Raw genomic sequence first — 21,966 nt, 5'->3', positions numbered from 1 at the left:
ATCCTCTAGAAGAGGTGTAACCATTTTGACTGCATGCGTCTGAAACCCTTGACACGCTTGAGGTTCAATATCGTTTTTCGAGCACCTTCGTTTTTTAAAGCGCATTTAAGTTATTTTTTATGTATCAAGTCAAAACGGAGTGGCTTTTTCCTTTATTTCATGCGGGTTTCAGCTTTTACGAGCAACCCCGGGGATTTTTGACCTATCAAGGCGCTCGATAAACATCAAAAATATCAACTAATTTCAGTCTACAAAAAAATAAAAAATCTGTAAACCTTCAGTTCTAATATTAAAGCCCTCTCCGGGAAATGGAGAGAGCTGTTTTTGTAATCCTCCAGAAGAGGTGTAACCATTTTGACTGCATGCGTCTGAAACCCTTGACACGCTTGAGGTTCAATATCGTTTTTCGAGCACTTTCGTTTTTTAAAGAGCATTTAAGTTATTTTTTATGTATCAAGTCAAAACGAAGTGGTTTTTTCCTTTATTTCATGCGGGTTTCAGCTTTTACGAGCAACCCCGGGGATTTTTGACATATCAAGGCGCTCGATAAATCCTTGTATGAACATCAAAAATATCAACTAATATCAGTCTACAAAAAAATAAAATTCTTGTAAACCTTCAGTTCTAATATTACAGCCCTCTCCGGGAAATGGAGAGGGCTGTTTTTGTAATCCTCCAGAAGAGGAAAATCCCACCTTTAGGTTCATGCTGACATTTCTTTTTGTTTATCCTTGCGGAAGATTCCCATTAATCCTGCAATTACAAGGAACACGGTTGCTAATACATAGAACATCGAGATGCTAATTAATCCGCCGATCCCTGAAATCAGCATCAAAGTACCGCCGATCTTTGGATTGATCTTTACTACAATTGCTCCTACGATTGCCAAGATGGAAAAAAGGAAAGCTCCCCAACCTAACCCGGTTACCTCCGATGTGCTGCCTGAAACAGCCTCATCCACAGCTCCAAAAAAGATAGCAAACAGTGCACCACCAAAACCGAAAATCCCACCGATAAGCCCAAGAACAAATTCTGTTGTCCGGCTCATTGTCTATCCTCCTTATTGCACTTTGATTTCAAACTCAACCTTTTTGGTGTTCATAAAATCGGACGACATCACTTCGCCTAAATCCATTTTGATTTCTTTGACTGACTTGGGGTCCAGACGGTCATTATTATTGGTCAAGAAAGTTAGAACGCCATTTTGTTTGACACCGCCTGCAATCTCGCCACCAACTGAATCACCCATAAACATGTTGGCGTTTAATTGCTTATCGCCGACAACGATTTTCCCTTCTTAATCAGGCCAGGCATGTGACCGAAACCCCTGACACGCTTGAGGGTCAACACCGTTTTTCGGCACCTTCTTTAAGTTTGGAATGGGTAGACAGCACAAGTAACCTAAGGGATTGATGAACTGTTTTTTTAAGTATTAAATATACAGATCTTCGAGAAATTGTTTAAATGTTTTCCTTACCACTACAACAGCTTCCGGATTAAATTTATTTTCACGGAAAAGATCCTGTGCTGCATGATTTGAGTCTACCCAAACAATAATAGGGTCATTTTCGTTATTGGCTGGGTAAAAGAAACAATACTGATTGATTGATGAATCAAAAGCGAACGGAATGAGTTTGCCTTTGCTTTGAATTGATTCATCCTCATCCAATCTGACGTCATATTCTTCAATCATTTGGTCTGGCAAATAAAACCCATCCAGTTGAAGGGGATATGGGTAACCTTTTGCCTTTATGTATATTTCTCCTTCAAGATTTTCCGGCATGTCATATTGGCTATAGAATCTTACAAAGTCTGGTGGCAATTTTATTTCACAATGTTCTTCCACTTCAGCCAATTCATCATCAGCAGGTTTCTCAGTTTCCTCTAATATCCGAAATTCAATCATATTTTTTTCACCTCATTTTAATCCACGGGTACCAAAGAAAAGGGTAAACAGTGCACCACCGAACCCAACGATCCCGTCCAAAATTCCAAGAATGTCATCTTTCTTCATTTATTCAGAGGTTTACACGTAATCAATGACCCGGCACAGCCAAATCATGTGGTGACGATTTTTTCCCCAGTAATCTTTGGCGATGTGATAAGGTTTGCCAAATTTCCTTAACCACTTTTTTTGAGCATGCATGTAGCCACTGTCCAAACAAAATTGTTCAATTCCGGATTGATGAAGCTGTTTCATCATGGAATGAATCAAAGCGGACCCCACGCCTTTGCCTTGAAAACCAGGCAATACATAAAGACTGCCAAGCTCCCCGATGGACTCCAGCTTGTGATGGGTCAATTTTTTGATTTCTCTCCCGCAAGGCCCGAAAGAAATCGTTCCGATCAGTCGGCCGTTCATTTTGGCAACCAGAAAGGAAATGCCCGAGTTGGCATTCTCCAGTGAAGAGGTGAGCAAGTTCTTTTTGGAATCAATCTCACAGGCCATATCATTGGTTAAATCTCCAAGGCCTTCTTTTTCAAAAGCATCAATGATTGAGGCTTCAAACACGGCAAACGCTGCTTGGGTATCTTCTTTTGCCGGTTTGGCAATGGATAAATGATTCATCATATTGATTGTCCTTTCATGGAGAAGTAGGTGGGTTAAGACATCAAGCGGATTCGGTTGGCTTGAAGCGGGGTTCTTGGAATTATTCGAATACTATGTACTATCATACTGGTTTTATCTTATAAATGACGCTGAATGCCTTCAATGGTTTATTTGAAAAATTTTTACCCGCGTTGAAAGCAGAGGAAGAACCGGAATTGGAGGCAATGGACTCTAAAAACCATTATTTAATAAAAACAAGTTTGTAAAACAAACTGAATCAACAAAATACAAAGGACATGAATCACACTTAGAGAAGTATATTTCATTCGCATTAAGTGAAACAAAGGAATAAATCATCTTAAACAAAGAAATGGGAGGAAACCCCGATGAAAATTGTTGTGATGAGCTTGTTGGTGAAAGACCAGGACAAAGCACTTCGGTTTTATACCGAAAAATAAAAAGGAGGATATCCAAGCCGGTGAATACCGATGGTTGACACTGGTCTCCCCGGAGAATCCGGATGGCACAAAATTGTTGCTGGAACCTGCCCATCATCCGGCCGGCAAGGAATACCAAGAGAAATTATATGCTGACGGGCTCCCGGCCGTTCAGTTTGGGGTCGCAGATGTTCATCAGGAGTATGAGCGTTTAAAAGAGAAAGGTGTGAAATTTACCATGGAGCCGACCAACATCGATGGAATCTCCCTGGCAGTATTTGATGATACATGCGGGAACCTGATCCAGATTGTCCAAAGTTGAAGGGGGCTTTTTGGTTATTTGTATTGCTTTCTAAGAGGTATTCGATCCAAACAGATTTATCACATTTACCAAAGGGCAGTGAGAACCACATGGATTCCAGAAATGTCAATGATAAAACACCATTATATGCCCAAACCAGTTTGTAACACAAACACTCATCAACAATAAACATAAAAAATAAAAAACTATCACATACAAACAGTCTTGTCAAAAGGTTTGTATAAAAAGGACTTGGGCATTCCAAGTCCTTTTTATATGACATTGGAGTGCGAAACAAACTTGCCGAGTCGGTATTGCACAAGCCAATGAATGCCGCATAAGAAAGAGATGATCCCGATAACAAGCCCGGTAACGGAAATTCCCAGTTGCTCGTAAGCCCATCCGGATACAATATAGGATAATTGCATCACTCCGCCATAGGTTGCCATATGCAGAGAGAAGACACGGCCGCGAACGGCTTCGGTTGTATTCATTTGCAGCATGTATGTATCAAGCGGGATGATGATGCCGGAAAACAGTCGCATCAAGTAAAGCATGAAGATTCCCGTGAGCAGCGTATTGGTATGTGCAGAAAAGCGAAAAAAACGGCTTGGAAGAGATACGAAGCCCCGTACCACACAATCCCCCGGCGATATTGATGATTCACGAATTTCTTGACAAGATACGCCCCGGTCAAAACGCCCAATCCGTCAACGGCATACAGGATGCCGATCCCCAACCCCTGCATTTGATAAACGTTGTTACCGAGCAAAGGGATCAATATGTAATATCCTCCGCCGGCAAAACCCCAACTGATGCCGATGAGGATAATGGCTCGGGCGACTTGGTTGTGGGATGCTTCGCGAAACCCTTTTTTGAGTGATTCGATATAAGAATCAGAATGTGAAGGAGAGACGGATTCGGACCATTTCATCTGAAAAATGCAAAAAGCGGACCAGAAATAAGAGATTGCATTGATGACAAAACAAACCAAAGGGTTGAAAGCTGTGGATACAATTCCGCCCAAAACCGCTCCCAGAATCCCGATCATGCTGTCGGTTGCGGAGGAAAATGAATTGGCTTCCGCCAAGTCTTTTCTGGCCACCACTGAAGGGATGGCCGCTTGGCGGGAAGGATTAAAAAAAGCACTCAGGCATCCGATCAAAAAAGAACCGGCATACAAGATCCAAACTTGCTTGAAAAGAAAGGCGAACATAAAAGAGGATACAATGAGACCGCGCGCCAAATCCGTGAGAATCATGATTTTTTTCTTGGAAAAATGATCAATCACAGGACCGGTGAACACCCCCAAAAGGGCAGAAGGCAGGGCGCGGCACATCAAAAGAATACCGACCGACAAGGCGGAATCAGACAAAAAAAGAACGGTTTGTGCCAGTGCGACTTGATTAAACCAATCCCCCAAGACGCTTCCTGTTTGTCCCAACCACAGAAAACGGTAATTGCGGTTTCTGGATATGAGTCTTTTTTTCATCGGTGATCCTCCTGTTGTGCGCAGGTTTATCTGCTTGAAGATGTTGTGATTTAAAGCACCGGCTCCTCGTTAGCAATAACCGGGGCACCGGTGCCTGGAAGATTTAAAAATCGAGTTTCAATTGTTCGTATTTTAAAAAAGGTGGTGGAGCCATGGACGGGTTTAACGATTCCAACCTATACGGATCGGACAACACATGCTCTGCTGAAACCTCAAGCCAACGGGAAGATGGGAGGCGGGGACTTTGTGCTTCATCAATGATTCCGATATAAAGCAGGGCTTTTCCGTCTTCGTCATGCAGGGAAAGATGGGAGGTGTGGTCACGGAAGCGTTGATCCCATTTGATCTGATAAACCGGGTTTAAGGGAATGGGATGCGGAGGTTGGAAGAAGAAACTGATTTGAATGGGAGTGGTGTTTTTTTGTGCCAACCATTGCTGAAAAACATGGCGGAGAACCCATTTCGCCAAGGTGACCTGTGAATGGTACAGCAAACATTCGCTGTCTTTCATGTGATTATGGGAGAAATGTGTTTTTCTGCGGTTGCTTTTCCTTAATTTCAGCGGTTCTCTACACTCCGGACACCGGTATTTTTGAAAAGAGTCGGCATCCCGGGGGGCAATGAGTGTTTTGCCGTCGGGCGAAAGTCCGCATGGGACCAACCCGTATAACTGACGAAACTTCGCTGGGATTCCGGAAGCCAAGCAGACAACCCCCGTTCCATTCGAATTAAAATTTTTATCTTCTAACAATATTATAAATATTTTATCCAAATAAAACTATTGTTTTCAGAGCTGTTTTTATCGGAATACAGACGTTGAACCATAAACTCCCTGGATGACTCCGCAAGCCAGGCGTTTTCCGGCATTTCCCGAAGGTTGGGAGCGGAAGTCATCCGGGTTTTGATGGATCATGACCGATTTTCCGATCACTTGGGATGGACGGAAGCGGTTGGTGAAAAAGCTCATCCGTGCATACCCGTTATTTGAAAAAAGAACGGGGAAATCGCCGGGATGATTGCCATGAGGTTGATTGTCCGGATTCCAATGATTACCGGCCGCTTGAAACGGATCGTCAGGATTTCCAACGGCACAACTGCCGTTTTCATGGAGATGGAATCCAAACGGACCAACGGGTTGCCGGCCGTTTCCTCCCGGTTGATAGGGAGGCAGTCCGCTCACTTCAATAAACACTTCGGTTCCCCCCGGCACTTCAGTAAATGTCACATAGCCTCTGAGCTCTGACGCGAGCGGACCGCCTCGGATCCAGGCATAAGCTTGATAATTGGGTTGATTGGCCAAATATCCGCCAACAGGGTAATGAGCAAGGTACATGTCATGACACCTCCGGATGAAAAAAGAAGTTTCTTTTTATCCTATGAAGGGATTTCTGGATATCGACCCATTTTGCCGCCCATTTTTTCAGTTTATCCTTTATCTATCTTGATGGTCCTAACAGCGACGGCCGGGAAAGTGGTGACAGGAATGAAGCCATTTGATCAATTCTGGCCAATCCGTTCCATTATGCCGGGATAATAAAAAAAAGCCTCTCCATGACCGGAGAAGGCTCTTTTCCATGGGAAAAAGTATGCGAGTTGCGATAAAAAAGCACCGGAAGTTTGCTACATTTACCATAGCGCTGTAGAAAAGAAATTAAAGTTTATACAGACTTTCCAATAATTCATTAAACGATTCTTTTATAAAGGTTACAACGTAGTCCGGATCATCTTCATAATGAGCTTCCCAGTTAATAAGCACAATTGCGGGGGATTCAGTGGATTCCCGATAATCAAAACAATACCATTTATTCTGTCCATCCAATGCGAAAGGGACAAATCCTTCAGGAAGAGTCGGATCTGAGTTTTCATCCAAGTACATATGTCTATAGGCTCCGATTACATGGCAAAAATCCTCTTCTTCTCCGTCTTCTTTTGAAACAGATAACAATTGATCAAATGGGTAAGGTTCCCCATCAACATCAATGCATACTCCTGGAACACTTCCGTGATAAACCTTCGCCAATTCTACATAATCTCCAGGCAACTTTTTACCAACAAAATCCTCAATATGTTGAATATCTTCATCTGTCGCTGGTTGCTTTACAGCTTCCCATTTAATCATCTTTTTTACTCCTTTCTGTTTTCCCTGAATACAATACTTCGCTTGTATGACGATTCCTTTTACGATGCCACACATAACTTCCGATTGGATGGGGTGCCGGATTCCGGGTAACGGATTGACAAAAGTCCGTTGGTAACCTATTATACTTATTAAAAGTAAGTTGATTACACAAATGTATGAAGGGAGAGGGAAAATAACCATTTTCGTCAACCATAGCAAAGAAAGAATAGAAGAATCAGAAAGGCTGTGGACCATGATTCAGATTTATCCTGCCGAAAACCGTTTTGTGTCTGATCACGGTTGGTTGAAAAGTTATTTCAGCTTTTCATTTGCTGAATATTTTGACCCCGGGAATATGCACTTTGGTCCCATGCGTGTGCTCAATGATGACACCGTCCAACCGGGGACGGGATTTGGCATGCATCCCCATAAGGAAATGGAGATTGTCTCCATTGTGTTGAAAGGGCAATTAAGGCATGAGGACAGTGCCGGCCACATGGAAACATTATCTTTTGGTGAAGTGCAACGCATGAGTGCCGGTACGGGAATTATTCATTCCGAGATGAATCCGTCAGAAACGGAAGAAGTGAATTTCCTGCAGATGTGGTTTTTGCCGGAAACCAGCGAGCTTCAACCTTCCTATGAACAGATATCTTTTGACCCGGAAAAGATGAAAAACCGCCTGTTGCTGGTGGTATCCAAGCATCCTGCGTCAGATCAGACGGCATTGATCCATCAGGATATGACGATTTATCTTTCCAAACTGGAAGCCGGCAAATCCATCACGTTTGAGCAGAAAGATAACCGGCGGATCTTTTTCTTTGTGATCGAAGGCGATGTCCTTCTCAACGGGGATCATGTGTTAAAGCGCCGGGACTCGGCAAGAATAACAGATGTATCTTCGTTAACGGTGGAAACCGATGAAGGTTGTTTCGTGATGTTGATTGATCTTCCTTAACCGGATGAGAATCCGGTGAGGATTAACCATAACCGACAGGAGGCATGAGCATGGCAAATGTGAAATTGGCGATCATTTATTACAGCTCGACCGGCACCAACTACAAGATGGCTCAAATCGCTGCGGAAACAGCGAAAAAAGAAGGAGCCGAGGTCCGTCTGTTGAGGGTACAGGAATTGGCACCGGAAGAAGCCATTGCATCCAATCCGGCGTGGAAAGCCCATTATGAAGCCACCAAAGATGTTCCGGTTGCAACGCCGGATGACATTGTTTGGGCGGATGCGATTATTTTCTGTACCCCCACCCGCTTTGGCATTGTTTCGTCCCAAATGAAACAATTCCTGGATACGACGGGAGGCATCTGGGCCCAAGGAAAAACGGTCAACAAAGTGGTCAGTGCGATGACTTCGGCCAATAACCCAAACGGGGGGCAAGAAGAGACGGTTTTGTCCCTGTACACAACGATGTACCATTGGGGAGCGATTGTCGTCGCACCGGGATATACCGATCCTTCCATCCCGGCATCCGGCGGCAACCCGTATGGCACTTCCGTGACCATTGACAATAACGGCAACTGGAAAGATGATGCGGAAAAAGCGGTTCAACATCAAACCCGGCGCGTTCTCACCGTGGCGGGCTGGATCAAAAAAGGGCAAAGCCAAAGCTGATTTTATGGCTTATCAGAAAAAGCACCGGATTTCGATCACCGGTGCTTTTTCATATTATAATGGAAGGGATGGAACATCTTGAGGAAGCAAGGAGAGTCTTTACAGTGAAAACAAGGGAAACCGCCCGTATTGTGTTACTCAACGAACAAGACCGGATTCTGCTGTTTAAGATGAAAGACCCTTCCGTCACCAGCAAAGAAAATCCGGCCGGAGAGCCGGTCTGGTTTCCACCAGGAGGCGGGGTGGAAGAAAATGAGTCTTATCTGGAAGCGGCCAAACGGGAGCTGTGGGAAGAAACCGGATTGGCGGACGGTGTGAATTGGGGGCCGTTGGTATGGATCCGGGATATTCATCTGTTCGTCCATCAAAGGAAAACCCGTTTTATTGAATATTATTATGTGGCACGGGTGCAGGGAAAACAGATTTCGACGGATCATTTTACAGAGGTGGAGAAAGAGACTTACCAAGCCCACCATTGGTGGAGTGTGGATGAAATCATGAACACCCAGGAACTGATTTTCCCCAAGCAGTTGGGGCAAAGATTGATTCTGCTTTTAAAAGGGGAGTATCCTGCCGAACCCATTGCCATTGAATAACCGAATCCATAAGCAGGAAAGGGGATCCCGCCGATGAACGACTATGTTTTGTTTTTTGATGAAGTGGATGTTTCCCGCATTCAACAAGTCGGGGGAAAAGGAGCCAATCTGGGGGAACTCTGTAAAGCCGGTTTTCCGGTGCCGGAGGGATTTTGCATCACCACCCGCGCGTATCTGGACTTTATTCAGTCCGGCCGGGAGATGGATTCGCTTTTGGATGAACTGAACTGCCTGAACCCGGATGATTTGGACGGCCTGCGGGAGATGGGCCGGCGCACTCGCGACCATCTCACCCGGCTTGAGATTCCGGGTGAAATAAAAAATGCGGTCACCAAAGCTTGGGAATCCACCGGAAAACAATATCCATATGCCGTCCGTTCCAGCGCGACCGCGGAAGATTTGCCGACCGCTTCGTTTGCCGGTCAACAGGATACATATTTGAACATCAAGGGAGAGGAAGCGTTGCTCGGGCATATCCGAAAATGCTGGGCCTCTTTGTTTACGGACCGCGCCATTTCTTACCGGATCAAAAACGGATTTGATCACCGTCAGGTTTATTTATCGGTGGTGGTGCAACGGATGGTGGATCCGGAAGTTTCCGGAATCCTGTTTACGGCTGATCCGTTAAGCGGGAACCGGAACGTCGTTTCCATCGATGCGAGCTTTGGTCTGGGGGAAGCGCTTGTCTCCGGCATGGTGTCGGCCGACCTGTATAAAGTAAGAGAAGGGCGGATTCTGGAAAAAAACATCCGAAACAAAGAAATCGCCATCTACTCCTTGCCGGAAGGCGGAACCGTGAAGAAAACCCTCACGCCCGAACAACAGGCTCGGCCGGCTTTGACGGATCACCAAATCCTTCAACTGTCGGAAATCGGCAAAAAGATTGAAAAGCATTTCGGGACTCCGCAAGACATTGAATTTTGCGTGGAAAAAGGGAAGATCTATGTCGTGCAAAGCCGTCCAATCACATCGTTGTATCCGTTGCCGGATCTTCCCCAAAAGCCGTTGCAAGTCATGTTTTCATTCGGACACGTGCAAATGATGACCGATGCCATGAAACCGATGGGAATTTCTGTTTTGCGCTCCATTTTCCCGAAAAACTTCCTGGTGGAAGCCGGCAACCGCCTTTTTGTGAATCCCACGGAACTTTTGCGCACAAAGCCGGGAAGAAAGCTCTTTCCCAAAGCGATGGAAAATGTTTTTGATCAAACGTTGAGCAATGCCATCCGCGAGGTGATCCAGCGCCCGGAATTTCTTGATGTCCCGGCCAAACGGGGATTGCTCCGGTCCAACCGCCGCTTTATCCTGACGGTGGTGAAAGAGATTTGGAAAAACCTTTGGGTGCGCGATCCCGAACTGGCCCGCCGCAAAGCAGAACGTTTCATTGAACAAAAATGGAGTGAAATCAACCAAAGCTTTCAGCGGGCAAGCGGAGACAACCGGCTGGAAACCATCCGATATGAATTGAACCATTTGGGAAAAGATGTGCTTAAAAACTTGTTTTCATACGTTATCTGTTATCCGCTTTCCTATCTGCTCTTGAAACAGTCCATCGGGGACACCCGGGATCTGTATGAAATCAACAAATCGCTGTCCGGAAATGTCACCAGCCAAATGGGATTGGAAATCGGTGATTTGGCCGATCTTGTCCGGGAGCACCCTGAATTACAAGATTATCTGGAGCAAGCAGAGGACAAAACGTTTTATGACGGATTGGAGCAGGTGGACGGGGGAGAGAAATTTAAAAAGGCATTTGTTGGGTTCATGGAAAAATACGGCCATCGCTGCCCCGGAGAAATCGATCTCACCAAGCCACGCTGGCGGGAAGCGCCGACACAGCTGGTTCCGGCCATCCTGGGACACATGCGCAGTGTCAAGCCCGGGGAACACCGGCAAAAATTTGCACAGGGAGAAAAGGAAGCGAATGAAGCCATTGGGCGGATCTTAAATCAGGCGGGCTCCAACGGGCTGAAGAGAAAATGGCTAAAGCGGCTGATCACCGTCTGCCGGAACGCCGGCGGGCTCCGGGAGCATCCGAAATATTTCCTCACACGCCTGTTGGATGAGTGTAAAAAAGCGATTCTTTCAGAAGCGGAACAGCTGGTGGAAAAAGGGGTTCTCGAGAAAAAAGATGACGTGTTTTTCCTGACGCTGGATGAATTGATCTTGCTTTTGCAAGGAACCTTCCGGCAAGATGTGAAGAAACTGATCGAAGAGCGGAAGGAAGCTTATGAACGGCACCAAACGTTAACGCCCCCGCAAGTGATGACCAGTGAAGGAGAATGCATCACCGGTTCCCGCGCAACGGAAAACCTTCCGGAAGGCGCCTTGGCGGGCGTTCCGGCATCAGCCGGGGTGGCGGAAGGGTTTGCCCGGGTAGTGTTCAAACCGGAAGAAGCCCGGCTGCATGAAGGGGAAATTCTTGTCGCCCCGCACACCGATCCCGGTTGGACGCCGTTATTTCAGTCGGCCAAGGCCGTGGTGACCGAAGTGGGCGGCCTGATGACCCACGGCTCGGTGGTGGCCCGGGAATATGGCATTCCGGCAGTGGTGGGCGTGGATCAGGCGACAAAACGAATTCAAGACGGACAAAGAATCCGTGTGGACGGAAACCAAGGGATCGTGGAAATTTTGGATGACGCATCCTGAAGGGAAACGGGGTCTAAACCAGACCCTGTTTTTTTCATTCCGGTGATTTCCATTCGAACCAACGGCCATGTCCCTCAGTTTTGGCCAAAACTTCATGGCTTTTCCTCCCGTCGATATACGACTCCAAATGGAGAACATCCCGGTCCTCCATATTGTTGTATAAATGAAAAACGGTTTGGGTTCTCCCCAACTTCCCGATCTGATCCCTCAGCTTTCTCTTCGCTTGATCCGGCATTTGGTTGGCCACATGGGTGTGAAAGATACAGAGGGCGGTATCTTCCGGTACCTGACGGGCTAACCGGGGAAGCATTTCAACCCCGTCGCCTTCGATCAGTCGGAGGGGGTGTTTTTTCAATTGCCGTGCGGCTTTCTCAAAAAGCCTGACCCGTTTTTGGTGTTCCGGCCAGATAAGGGATCGCATCCATAAAAAATCTTCTTGGTCCGTTAAATCCATGATGTGCAAGTCGACGCCCGCCCGGAAAGCGACAGGGGGACTGTCCGGGAGCAAGAAGGGTTGCCGGGTTCCCCGGATTTCCGATTCAATCCGGATGGGGGAAGACGGATGACCGTAAGTTTGGCTCCCTCCATATGAATAGCTGTAATGATCCCATAACAGTTGCAATCCCGCACTGGTTCCGATTTCGATCAGGGAAAGGGGCTTTTTCACCCGGTTGTAAATCAGGCAAAAGCCGGGATAAAGATAAGCGCAACGCCCGGGTTCATTGGTTTGCACCCTTTTTTCCCGGAGAATGGGGATGATTTCGTCCTTGAACATAAGGCAAAAGTCGCGAAAGGCGGGAAACGCCTCATCTGCTTTCCGCGGGGATTCCGCCAGATTCGGATAATAATTTTTTAAGGGATGGTCTTTCCCTTTTAACAACAGATAATGGACCGCCCCGAACAGGAGATTGGGAACGGGTTGTCCACGCCGGGCATGGGATGCCAAGGCAAGAAGTTCATCGTCTTGGGCAGTTTTTAATGACAACTGTTGATAGAGCGGGCTGGAGAGGTGACATTCTATCAAGGCAAAATTCCGAAACAAAACAGATAACGCTTCTCTTTTCATTTCCGTGCGCACCTTCTTTCGCAAAAAATTAGCTTGAAAATAAAGGGGATTTGCCAAGTGTTTCCTAATACTATAAAGGGTTCCGATTTATTCCATGGAAAAGGCAGGGGACAGAATGAAAAACCGTGAGACGATTCCGGGGCATTTGCTCTATGATATCTATAACGATGGAGATCTGAATGTTCATTATTTGATGGAACCTTATGAAGAGTGGAAACAAATCTGGCGGAAAGTCCCGGTGGAGGTGACGGACTGCCTGACAACTTTGGGTTTGAAATACCGGCATAACTTGCATTTGATGAGCCAGAAGGAAAAGGAGATTTTATCGGATATAAAGAAATATTTTCCTGAGGTGTGGAATTATTTGCATCCGAACGGGGAGTTCAGCCGGTATCTTTGGGATTATGCCAAGTCGGCTTTTTGGTGCCGGTTGCAATTTAAAAAACAAGGCATTTCCGAAGAAGAGGAAGTCCTGCAGGAAACCGCGCTTTAATCCCCGCGAACGTTTTACACCGATATTATATCAAAAAGAAAAGAAAGGAAGCGCCATGATTACCATTCGTTCATTGAGCAGGTGTACATGGGAACAAACGTTGCAATTGTGGAACGAAGCCTTTGCGGATTACTTTGTGAACATGAATTTCACCTTTGACCGGTTAATGAACAGGATGGTCCGAGAAAAAATTTCGCCGGCCCATTCCCTGGTGTCTTGGGCCGACGGACGGCCGGTCGAGTATTTCGGCTTTCGAAAGAGTACACTCGAAGATATGGATCAAATTGTAGTATGGCTAAAAGAAAATGTTTTGAATCAGGACACTGATTTGTCTTGCGTTAAAGAGCATGTATATATGGAACTTCGTAAACGGCAGTTGGAGCCCCCTACTCAGGGACGTATGGAAAGGTTCTTACGCTCAGTCATTAGACAGCATGAAGAAGAATTCTTTCATAAGACCTATGAACAAATAACAGAAAAGTCCATGAGACAAATGGATCGACTCATCTATCTTTGGACAGAAGAGGAAAATGACTTGAGTTCTCTAGGTGAAGAAGAAATGCCAATAACTTTTCGAGAGATTGTCGCTGATCCTGGGAGGGTGGGGCTTGATAGCATTTTTCAGGAGATAAAGAAACTGCGTACGATTCGAAAACTGGAGTTACCCGAAAATCTTTTCTCCAATCTTCCGTCATCTAAAAAAATATAGACAAAGAGCGATATCAGAGGACATTCGAGAGTTACGACGTCATCCAAACCATATTCGCTATACATTGCTTGCAGCATTTTTTTGGAGTCGGAGTAGAGAAATTACTGATAATTTGGTAGAGTTGCTCATTCAAATAGTCCATCGAATCGGTGCTCGGGCAGAACGAAAAGTAGAAAAAGAAATTCTCCTCTCCTATATCGAATGGCAGAAAAAGCCTTAGAGTATCCAGATGGGATCATTAAAGAAGTTCTTTATCCAGTTGTGAATGAACAGACATTGCGTGATATTGTAAAAGAAATGAAGCACACAGGTCCGGCTTTTCGTCAAAAGGTTTATACTGTCATGCGAGCTTCCTACGGAACTCACTATCGAAAGATGGTTCCAGAAATTCTTGATGTTCTGAATTTCCGATCAAATAATGATGTTCATAAACCAGTTATCGAGGCGTTGGAGCTGTTAAAGAAGTATGCTAATACAAATCATCGTTATTTTGCTGAAAGTGACCACATTTCGATTGAGGGGGTTGTCCGTTTTTCTTGGCTAGATACAGTTATTGATAAAGAAGCAAATCGTATTAATCGAATTAATTATGAAATCAGTGTGTTGCAAGCATTGCGAGATAAACTCAGGTGCAAAGAAATCTGGGTTGTTGGGGCAAATCGTTACCGAAATCCGGAAGAAGATCTCCCCTCAGACTTTGATTTACGCCGCATCGAGCATTATCAAGCATTAAAACAGCCTTTAGAGGCAGATACGTTTATCGAAGAACTAAAACAGAAAATGCATACGGCCCTTCAAAGATTGGATAAAGGTTTGCGCCAAAATCAAAAGGTGCGAATCTTATCGAAAGGCTCTGGATGGATTTCAGTATCTCCTTTGGAAGCTCAACCCGAGCCCAAACATATTACAATGATAAAAGCTGAAATCATGAAAAAGTGGCCTATGACCAGCTTACTCGATATTTTAAAAGAAACGGATCTTCAGATTAATTTCACCGAACAATTTAAAACGTTAGGGAACCGCGAAGTCCTAGACCGGGAGACTATTCGAAAAAGGCTCATTCTTTGTCTGTACGGATTAGGAACCAATACAGGGTTAAAACGTGTATCTGCGGGCGATCATGGAGAAAATTATAAGGATTTATTGTACATAAGGCGCAAATTCATTCATAAAGAAAATTTGAGGCAAGCCATCTCATTAATACCATACTCAATTATCGTATCCAAGATATTTGGGGCGAAGGAACAACGGCTTGTGCTTCGGATAGTAAAAAGTTTGGAGCTTGGGACCAAAATTTGATGACCGAATGGCATATTCGTTATCGCGGCCGTGGAGTAATGATCTACTGGCATGTAGAAAAGAACTCAACCTGTATCTATTCACAGCTTAAATCTTGCTCATCTTCAGAAGTTGCAGCCATGATGGAGGGTTTACTTCGCCACTGCACTGAAATGGAGATCGAAAAAAACTACGTAGACACACATGGTCAAAGTGAAATTGCATTTGCATTTTGCCACTTGCTGGGCTTTCAGCTTATGCCACGATTTAAAGCCATTCATTCGCAAAAGTTATACCGACCCGATTTAGGATTAGGTGATCTATATCCTAATTTAAATCCTGTTTTAACCCGTCCAATCAATTGGGATCTTATCCGCCAGCAGTATGATCAAATGATTAAATACGCTACTGCTTTACGTCTTGGCACAGCGGAAACAGAAGCGATCCTGAAACAATTTACCCGTAATAGCAGCCACCCTACTTACCGTGCCCTCGGAGAATTAGGAAAGGCCATTAAGACCATTTTTTTATGCGAGTACCTTCATTCTGAGGAGATACGAAGAGAGATCCATGAGGGGTTAAATGTAGTCGAAAATTGGAACTCCGCCAACAGCTTCATCTTTTATGGTAAAGGTGGAGAAATACAAACAAACCAAATCGAAGACCAAGAAATTGCTGTTTTATCCTTGCATCTTCTTCAAAATTGCTTAGTCTTTATCAATACATTGATGATTCAAGAAGTACTGTTTGAAAATGATCAATGGATTTTAAAGAAGCTTCAACCAGAGGATTTCCGTTCACTTACTCCTCTCATTTATGCCCACGTAAACCCCTACGGTACTTTCCAATTAAACATGAATCAACGCTTGTCCCTTCGTAGTATCAGTGCTTAAGTATGAAAACACCGGTGTTTCGTTATTTAAGTTGAAACATCGGTGTTTTATTGGGGTAAGGCTTTCTAGCCCGTGTTTTTAAAGCAGGAGAGAGGAAATTCCTGAACACTGAATACTTAACAGGTATTTGGACACTTAAGCCGCTGTCCTTTCTATTTTGCCTCATTGATAGCCATTATAAGAGTTTCTTCGACCCTTCGAGCTATTTCTTTAACATTTTTATCACTTACAATTTCTACAAGCACTGATGGTTTAGGCAATCCAATTTTGGTCTTGCCATTATCCGTATATACCACAACCTTACAGGGAAGAAAATATCCCATTAAACTGTTTTTGGAGAGTACTCGCGCCGCTTCTGCGGGATTGCACACTTCTAAAACTCGATAAGGTTGATGAAAATCAATCCCCTTTTCTTGGAGTTTAGAAGTGATATCGAACTGCCACAATACCCCAAACTTATGGTTCTTCAGACTTTCTTCCACAGATTGAACTGCTTCCTCCACATTTATGCTGGTTTCTACTGTATAATGAAACAATGTCATTTCACCTCTGTTATTAGCCGTTTTTATGCTGCAAGAGTTTGGTTTGAGAGCACCTCTAGTATTCTAAGTACATTCCATTTATATCATTATCAGGGCCTGGGTGATAATCATCATTTTCCCTTCTCCATTGCCCGAGGTACGGATCAATCGAAGAATTGTCCCAGTTAGTGTTGACAAAAAGTATTGCCTTTAATATTATACCCATAGGGGTATTGGTATAACGAAACAAACCTTCGGCAGTTAGGTTTGTATTTTTTACCCTTAATAATATACCTATATGGGTATATGTATATGAATGTCTGCCTTTAGAAACATTAATTTTGACAACAAAAGGGGAAGTTTTCATGAAAAAAAACATTCCAACCATTACACCGCAAGAATTGGAACATCGGCTCCAAAAAGGAGAGAATCTGAACATTATTGATGTTCGAGAAGAAGAGGAAGTCCTGCAGGGCAAGATCCCGGAAGCGAAACATATCGCTTTGGGGGCTTTGCCCGACCGGTTGCATGAATTGGACCCAAGCATGGAATATATCATGGTTTGCCGATCGGGTAGCAGAAGTGAGCGAGCCTGTGAGTTTTTGCAAGAGCAAGGGTTTAAAGTGAAAAACCTCGTCGGCGGGATGCTCGCCTGGGAAGGAAAGACGCGATAAAAAGGAGGAATGAAGATGTCCATCAAGGTTGATGTGCAGCTTGATTGCAAAGGGCTTTCCTGCCCCATGCCCATCGTTCGCACGAAAAAGGCAATGGATCAGCTGGAGCCCGGTCAGGTGATTGAGGTACAGGCAACGGACCCGGGATCTCTGGCAGATATTCAGGGATGGGCAAAAAGCACCGGGCATCAATACCTGGGAACGAAACAGGAAGGAGAGGTCCTGAAGCATTATTTGCGCAAAGCCAGTCAATCCGAGTTAAAGGAAGAGCGGAAGCATCCCCATGTGATTCAAAACGAGGAGCTGCTCAAAAAACTGGCCAGCGATGAAGGATTTGTCTTGATCGACGTGCGTGAACCAGCGGAGTATGCCTTTGGACACATTCCCGGTGCTTGTTCGATTCCGCTTGGTCAATTGGAAGAGCAAATGAATGAAATTCCAAAGGATCGACCGATTTATGTCGTCTGTCGCACAGGCACCCGAAGCGACATGGCAGCCCAACAGTTAACCAAACATGGATTTCAAAATGTAATCAATGTTGTCCCGGGAATGTCCAAGTGGACAGGTCCGGTTGATCAGGAAAAATAAGGAGAGATGATTGATGAGTAGAAAAGTGGCCATTATCGCAAGCAATGGTGGTTTGTTCGATGCCTATAAAGTGTTCAATATCGCTACGGCTGCGGCCGCTGCTGATGCAGAGGTTGCCATCTTCTTCACCTTTGAAGGGTTGAATCTGATCCATAAGGAAGCGCATCAGCAATTGCCCGTTCCAGCAGGCAGAGAGCATTTTATGGAAGGATTTAAAAAAGCCAATGTTCCTTCGATTCCAGAATTGTTGCAGATGGCACAAGAAATGAATGTGAAGCTGATTGCTTGCCAGATGACTATGGATGTCATGAGTTTGAAAAAAGAAGACTTTGTAGACGGAGTTGATGTTGGCGGGGCAGCTACGTTCCTGCATTTTGCCCAAGACGCCGATGTCACACTCACATTTTAATGAGGAGGTGTTCATTTCCATGGTAAAAATGATGACGGCAGAAGAAGCGGCCAAAAAAGTGATTCATGAAGAGCTCTTTATCCTGGATGTACGCAATGAAGAGGATTATAGAAACTGGAAAATTGAAGGCAAAAACGTGGAATCCATCAATATTCCATATTTTGATCTCATTGATGGTGTAGAACACGCATTGGAAAAATTGCCGAAGGATGAGAGAGATATTTTGGTCGTCTGTGCAAAAGAAGCTTCATCCAAATTTGTCGCGGAGCAATTGGGTGAAGCGGGTGTGGATGAAGTGTATTACCTGCAAGGCGGTATGAGAGCGTGGAGCGAATACCTCTATTCGGTCAAAATCGGGGATCTGAAGAATGGTGGAAGTATCTATCAGTTTAACCGGATTGGAAAGGGATGCCTTACCTATCTGGTTGAGTCTAATGGCGAAGCGGCGATCATTGATGCAGTAAGGATGACCGAGACGCTTGAGCAATTTGCCAAAGAAAAAGGACTCGCGATTAAATACCTGATTGATACCCACCTTCATGCCGACCATATCTCAGGTGGTCGCAAACTTGCTGAAAAACTGGGGGCAACCTATTATCTTCCGCCTAAAGATGCGACAGAAGTAACCTTCTCATACCAACCGTTAGAAGAAGGAGAAGATATTTTCGTCGGAAACACGCGCATCCGGATTCAGCCCTTGTACTCACCAGGTCATACAATTGGAAGCACATCCCTCATTGTGGATGATCAATATCTTCTTTCCGGAGACATCTTGTTTGTGGATTCCATCGGGCGCCCTGACCTGGCTGGAAAAGCCGAAGACTGGGTTGGAGATTTGCGTCGCACTCTCTATCAGTTGTATAAACAACTTTCACCAGAACTCCTCGTTCTGCCGGCGCATTTTGGAAAAATAAGTGAAATAGATGATCAAGGACGCGTGTGTGCCAAATTGGGAGATCTGTATGCCAAAAACGCAGGACTGCAAGTAGAAGATGAACAGGTATTCCGGAAAATGGTGACGCAGAATCTCCCGCCTCAGCCCAATGCTTATCAGGAAATTCGTCAAACCAATATGGGGAAATTGACTCCTACAGAAGATGAACAACGCGAAATGGAAATCGGCCCTAACCGTTGTGCCGTTCATGATTAAATTCACTTGTCCAGGAAGGATGATGAAAAATGAACGCAGATAAAGTGTTAGATGCAAGAGGACTTTCTTGTCCCATGCCCGTTGTTCGCACCAAAAAAGCGATCGATGAGTTAAAACCAGGCCAGATCTTAGAACTTCATACAACAGATTCAGGCGCTTTAAGTGACATCCCTGCCTGGGCCAAAACAGCCGGGCATCGAGTGATCGAACAAAGCGAAGATAACGGTGTGTATAAATTCTGGATCCAAAAGGGCTAAGGGATTCAAAGATGATCTCCTTCATCCTGTCCATGAAGGAGAAGGATCGAAGGAGATCATCTCATTTAAAAATATCAAATGGGAGAGGGAGATATAGATGGAAAACAATAAATCAACCTTGATTGTATTTAGTGGCGATTTGGATAAAGCCATTGCGAGTTTTATTATTGCAACGGGATCTGCTGCGATGGGAAACCAAGTGACCATGTTTTTTACCTTTTGGGGACTGAACATTCTTCGTAAAGAGCAGTATGTTCCTTTGCAAAAATCCTTTATGGACAAGCTCTTTGCCAAAATGTTGCCAAGAGGGCCCGAAAAGTTGGGGATTTCTAAGATGAACTTTGGTGGCTTGGGAGCCAAATTGATGAAATACACCATGAAAAAGAAAAACATTACGACTCTGAAAGAGCTGATCGAAATGGCAAAAGAGCTGGATATTAAAATGGTGGCATGTACCATGTCTATGGATGTACTGGGAATTAAGAAAGAAGAGTTGATTGACGGACTTGAGTATGCTGGCGTTGCATCTTATCTTGCAGAAGCGAATGAGGCAAACATTAACTTGTTTATCTAAGAAAGAAGTGTTCGGATATGGATATAGGATTCATGGTACTCATTTTTTTGATCGGATTTATCGGTTCTTTCATATCAGGGATGGTAGGGATTGGAGGTTCTATCATTAAATACCCAATGCTCCTTTATATCCCTCCTCTACTGGGATTTGCTGCCTTTACTACCCATGAAGTGTCAGGTATTAGCGCGATTCAAGTTTTTTTTGCCACGATTAGTGGTGTTTTCGCTTATCGAAAAGGCGGATATCTAAATAAGTCTCTCATCATCTATATGGGAATCAGCATTTTGATTGGTAGTTTCATCGGTGGATATGGTTCCAAGCTACTCAGCGAAGGGCAAATCAACCTTGTTTATGCTATATTGGCTACGATTGCCGCTCTCATGATGTTTGTACCAAAAAAAGGTCTTGATGATATTCCTCTCAATCAAGTAACATTTAATCCTACACTAGCTGCCGTCTCGGCTTTTATCGTAGGGCTAGCTTCTGGGATTGTAGGGGCAGCAGGTGCCTTTATTTTGGTTCCGATTATTCTTGTCGTCTTGAAAATCCCTACTCGGATGACCATTGCTACCTCACTCGCCATTACATTCATTTCTTCAATTGGTTCAACTGTAGGCAAAATCATGACAGGACAGGTTCTTTTCCTTCCATCCATCATTATGGTTGTCGCTAGCATTATCGCTTCTCCACTGGGGGCTAGTGTTGGGAAAAAGGTGAATCCCAAAGTTTTACAGGTGATTTTGGCTGTGCTAATTGTAGCAACATCGGTAAAAATTTGGTTGGATCTCCTTTAATCCCCCCAAAACTTCATGGGGGATTTTTCTATCAAGGGAGGGGGAATCTTCAATGAATAGTATTTTCATTGGTATTATCGTATTATTAGGTGGGATTCTTTATTTTTTCCTCATGAATCGGGGCATTCAAACAGTAAGCCCGAGTGAATTAATGAAGATCACAGAAAACAAAAAAGTTCGTTTGATTGATGTTCGGGAAAAACATGAATTTCAGTCAGGTCATATACCTGGGGCTATAAACACCCCGCTAAGCCAAATGGAGTTATTAAAAAGTAAGTCTTCCGAATGGGATCCGAACGAAAGCATTTATCTATACTGCCGAAGCGGTTCGCGAAGTGCGATCGCCGCTCGGCAATTACACAAGCTCGGGTTCCAGCAAGTGAGTCATCTTCAGGGAGGACTCATGAATTGGAAAGGGCCGATCAAAAAAAGCAAGTAAGGGGGGGAAGACGGTGCTTTATGATGATAGTGTGAAAAAACGGCTACGCCGTATTGAAGGACAGATTCGCGGGGTTTTGCGCATGATGGATGAAGATAAAGATTGTAAAGAGGTCGTATCGCAATTATCCGCGATTCGTTCAGCTGTGGATCGGTCGATTGCGTATATTCTCACTCATAATTTGGAGCAATGTTTGAGAGAAGAGATGGAAAAAGGAGAAAATGCAAATACCAAAAAACTTCTAGAGGAAGCAATCAATTTAATGGTACGCAGTAAATGAGTGTTGTAGTTGATTGTTCCATCAAGTTAAGAAAACCCAATACCCCCAAAATGAAAGATGCTATTCCTTC

General features: G+C 44.5%; 25 protein-coding genes and 2 pseudogenes. 16 read left to right on the top strand and 11 right to left on the bottom strand.

Going from position 1 to position 21,966, the window contains the following annotated elements; translation table 11 throughout:
* Positions 1 to 703: 703 nt before the first annotated feature.
* The 4 genes from H1R82_RS07550 to H1R82_RS07535 all read right to left on the bottom strand — a co-directional run bounded on the left by H1R82_RS07550 (position 704) and on the right by H1R82_RS07535 (position 2,572).
* Positions 704 to 1,048 (bottom strand): DUF4064 domain-containing protein, encoded by a 345-nt coding sequence (locus H1R82_RS07550; RefSeq protein ID WP_181821634.1) that lies wholly within the window; start codon positions 1,046 to 1,048, stop codon positions 704 to 706.
* Positions 1,049 to 1,060: 12 nt separating this feature from the next.
* The gene (locus tag H1R82_RS07545) at positions 1,061 to 1,255 is read right to left on the bottom strand and encodes a hypothetical protein (protein WP_181821632.1); all 195 of its coding nucleotides are present in this window, start codon (positions 1,253 to 1,255) and stop codon (positions 1,061 to 1,063) included.
* A gap of 177 nt (positions 1,256 to 1,432) precedes the next feature.
* On the bottom strand, positions 1,433 to 1,906 hold the full coding sequence (locus H1R82_RS07540; RefSeq protein WP_181733035.1) for an SMI1/KNR4 family protein: 474 nt from the start codon (positions 1,904 to 1,906) through the stop codon (positions 1,433 to 1,435).
* 120 nt (positions 1,907 to 2,026) lie between these two features.
* Positions 2,027 to 2,572, bottom strand: coding sequence for a GNAT family N-acetyltransferase (locus H1R82_RS07535; RefSeq protein WP_181733036.1), 546 nt, complete (start codon positions 2,570 to 2,572; stop codon positions 2,027 to 2,029).
* 365 nt (positions 2,573 to 2,937) lie between these two features.
* Between H1R82_RS07535 and H1R82_RS07530 the strand changes: the two are divergent.
* Positions 2,938 to 3,310 (top strand): annotated as a pseudogene (locus H1R82_RS07530) (VOC family protein).
* Positions 3,311 to 3,561: 251 nt separating this feature from the next.
* On the opposite strand, the gene H1R82_RS07525 reads toward H1R82_RS07530, so the two are convergent.
* The 5 genes from H1R82_RS07525 to H1R82_RS07505 all read right to left on the bottom strand — a co-directional run bounded on the left by H1R82_RS07525 (position 3,562) and on the right by H1R82_RS07505 (position 6,900).
* Entirely contained in the window at positions 3,562 to 3,846 is a 285-nt protein-coding gene (locus tag H1R82_RS07525; RefSeq protein WP_181733037.1) for an MFS transporter, read from the bottom strand.
* A complete protein-coding gene (locus H1R82_RS07520) occupies positions 3,834 to 4,781 on the bottom strand; it encodes an MFS transporter (protein WP_181733038.1) in 948 nt (315 codons plus the stop codon). The genes H1R82_RS07525 and H1R82_RS07520 overlap by 13 nt, the downstream gene beginning before the upstream one ends.
* 103 nt (positions 4,782 to 4,884) lie before the next feature.
* Positions 4,885 to 5,484, bottom strand: coding sequence for a competence protein CoiA family protein (locus H1R82_RS07515; RefSeq protein ID WP_181733039.1), 600 nt, complete (start codon positions 5,482 to 5,484; stop codon positions 4,885 to 4,887).
* Between the two features lie 96 nt (positions 5,485 to 5,580).
* Complete coding sequence (locus H1R82_RS07510; protein WP_181733040.1) at positions 5,581 to 6,114, bottom strand: superoxide dismutase family protein; 534 nt, start codon at positions 6,112 to 6,114, stop codon at positions 5,581 to 5,583.
* 318 nt (positions 6,115 to 6,432) lie between these two features.
* Entirely contained in the window at positions 6,433 to 6,900 is a 468-nt protein-coding gene (locus tag H1R82_RS07505) for an SMI1/KNR4 family protein (protein ID WP_181733041.1), read from the bottom strand.
* Positions 6,901 to 7,153: 253 nt separating this feature from the next.
* On the opposite strand from H1R82_RS07505, the gene H1R82_RS07500 reads away from it, so the two are divergent.
* From H1R82_RS07500 to H1R82_RS07485, 4 genes are all read left to right on the top strand, one after another.
* On the top strand, positions 7,154 to 7,858 hold the full coding sequence (locus H1R82_RS07500) for a pirin family protein (RefSeq protein ID WP_181733042.1): 705 nt from the start codon (positions 7,154 to 7,156) through the stop codon (positions 7,856 to 7,858).
* 50 nt (positions 7,859 to 7,908) lie between these two features.
* On the top strand, positions 7,909 to 8,526 hold the full coding sequence (gene wrbA / locus H1R82_RS07495) for an NAD(P)H:quinone oxidoreductase (protein WP_181733043.1): 618 nt from the start codon (positions 7,909 to 7,911) through the stop codon (positions 8,524 to 8,526).
* A gap of 104 nt (positions 8,527 to 8,630) precedes the next feature.
* On the top strand, positions 8,631 to 9,122 hold the full coding sequence (locus tag H1R82_RS07490; RefSeq protein WP_181733044.1) for an NUDIX hydrolase: 492 nt from the start codon (positions 8,631 to 8,633) through the stop codon (positions 9,120 to 9,122).
* A gap of 33 nt (positions 9,123 to 9,155) precedes the next feature.
* Positions 9,156 to 11,771, top strand: coding sequence for a phosphoenolpyruvate synthase (locus tag H1R82_RS07485; protein WP_181733045.1), 2,616 nt, complete (start codon positions 9,156 to 9,158; stop codon positions 11,769 to 11,771).
* Positions 11,772 to 11,805: 34 nt separating this feature from the next.
* Here the strand turns inward: H1R82_RS07485 and H1R82_RS07480 are convergent, their stop codons facing one another.
* Positions 11,806 to 12,837, bottom strand: coding sequence for a DUF2332 domain-containing protein (locus tag H1R82_RS07480; RefSeq protein WP_220215082.1), 1,032 nt, complete (start codon positions 12,835 to 12,837; stop codon positions 11,806 to 11,808).
* A 115-nt stretch (positions 12,838 to 12,952) separates the two neighbouring features.
* Between H1R82_RS07480 and H1R82_RS07475 the strand changes: the two genes are divergently transcribed.
* Positions 12,953 to 13,330 carry a hypothetical protein gene (locus tag H1R82_RS07475; protein ID WP_181733046.1) on the top strand — a complete coding sequence of 126 codons (378 nt, stop codon included), beginning with the start codon at positions 12,953 to 12,955 and terminating at the stop codon, positions 13,328 to 13,330.
* 238 nt (positions 13,331 to 13,568) lie between these two features.
* Positions 13,569 to 16,210, top strand: a pseudogene (locus tag H1R82_RS07470) (Tn3 family transposase); the annotation flags it as partial.
* 152 nt (positions 16,211 to 16,362) lie between these two features.
* On the opposite strand, the gene H1R82_RS07465 reads toward H1R82_RS07470, so the two are convergent.
* Positions 16,363 to 16,746 carry a DUF302 domain-containing protein gene (locus tag H1R82_RS07465; protein ID WP_181733047.1) on the bottom strand — a complete coding sequence of 128 codons (384 nt, stop codon included), beginning with the start codon at positions 16,744 to 16,746 and terminating at the stop codon, positions 16,363 to 16,365.
* A gap of 350 nt (positions 16,747 to 17,096) precedes the next feature.
* Between H1R82_RS07465 and H1R82_RS07460 the strand changes: the two genes are divergently transcribed.
* The 9 genes from H1R82_RS07460 (at position 17,097) to H1R82_RS07420 (ending at position 21,896) form a co-directional block, all read left to right on the top strand.
* Positions 17,097 to 17,405: a rhodanese-like domain-containing protein gene (locus H1R82_RS07460; RefSeq protein WP_181733048.1), complete on the top strand. Its 309-nt coding sequence runs from the start codon at positions 17,097 to 17,099 to the stop codon at positions 17,403 to 17,405.
* Between the two features lie 15 nt (positions 17,406 to 17,420).
* A complete protein-coding gene (locus H1R82_RS07455; RefSeq protein ID WP_181733049.1) occupies positions 17,421 to 17,993 on the top strand; it encodes a sulfurtransferase TusA family protein in 573 nt (190 codons plus the stop codon).
* 13 nt (positions 17,994 to 18,006) lie between these two features.
* The gene (locus H1R82_RS07450; protein WP_181733050.1) at positions 18,007 to 18,402 is read left to right on the top strand and encodes a DsrE/DsrF/DrsH-like family protein; all 396 of its coding nucleotides are present in this window, start codon (positions 18,007 to 18,009) and stop codon (positions 18,400 to 18,402) included.
* 19 nt (positions 18,403 to 18,421) lie between these two features.
* A complete protein-coding gene (locus H1R82_RS07445; protein ID WP_181733051.1) occupies positions 18,422 to 19,552 on the top strand; it encodes an MBL fold metallo-hydrolase in 1,131 nt (376 codons plus the stop codon).
* A 29-nt stretch (positions 19,553 to 19,581) separates the two neighbouring features.
* Positions 19,582 to 19,809 (top strand): sulfurtransferase TusA family protein, encoded by a 228-nt coding sequence (locus tag H1R82_RS07440; RefSeq protein WP_106341420.1) that lies wholly within the window; start codon positions 19,582 to 19,584, stop codon positions 19,807 to 19,809.
* A gap of 97 nt (positions 19,810 to 19,906) precedes the next feature.
* The gene (locus tag H1R82_RS07435; protein WP_181733052.1) at positions 19,907 to 20,383 is read left to right on the top strand and encodes a DsrE/DsrF/DrsH-like family protein; all 477 of its coding nucleotides are present in this window, start codon (positions 19,907 to 19,909) and stop codon (positions 20,381 to 20,383) included.
* A gap of 17 nt (positions 20,384 to 20,400) precedes the next feature.
* On the top strand, positions 20,401 to 21,177 hold the full coding sequence (locus tag H1R82_RS07430; RefSeq protein WP_181733053.1) for a sulfite exporter TauE/SafE family protein: 777 nt from the start codon (positions 20,401 to 20,403) through the stop codon (positions 21,175 to 21,177).
* Positions 21,178 to 21,229: 52 nt separating this feature from the next.
* Positions 21,230 to 21,616 (top strand): rhodanese-like domain-containing protein, encoded by a 387-nt coding sequence (locus H1R82_RS07425; RefSeq protein WP_181733054.1) that lies wholly within the window; start codon positions 21,230 to 21,232, stop codon positions 21,614 to 21,616.
* Between the two features lie 13 nt (positions 21,617 to 21,629).
* Entirely contained in the window at positions 21,630 to 21,896 is a 267-nt protein-coding gene (locus H1R82_RS07420) for a metal-sensitive transcriptional regulator (protein ID WP_181733055.1), read from the top strand.
* Positions 21,897 to 21,966: the final 70 nt, after the last annotated feature.

Source organism: Thermoactinomyces intermedius (genome assembly GCF_013912365.1).
Classification (GTDB): Bacteria; Bacillota; Bacilli; order Thermoactinomycetales; family Thermoactinomycetaceae; genus Thermoactinomyces; species Thermoactinomyces intermedius.
This window is presented reverse-complemented; position numbering and strand designations above follow the sequence as displayed.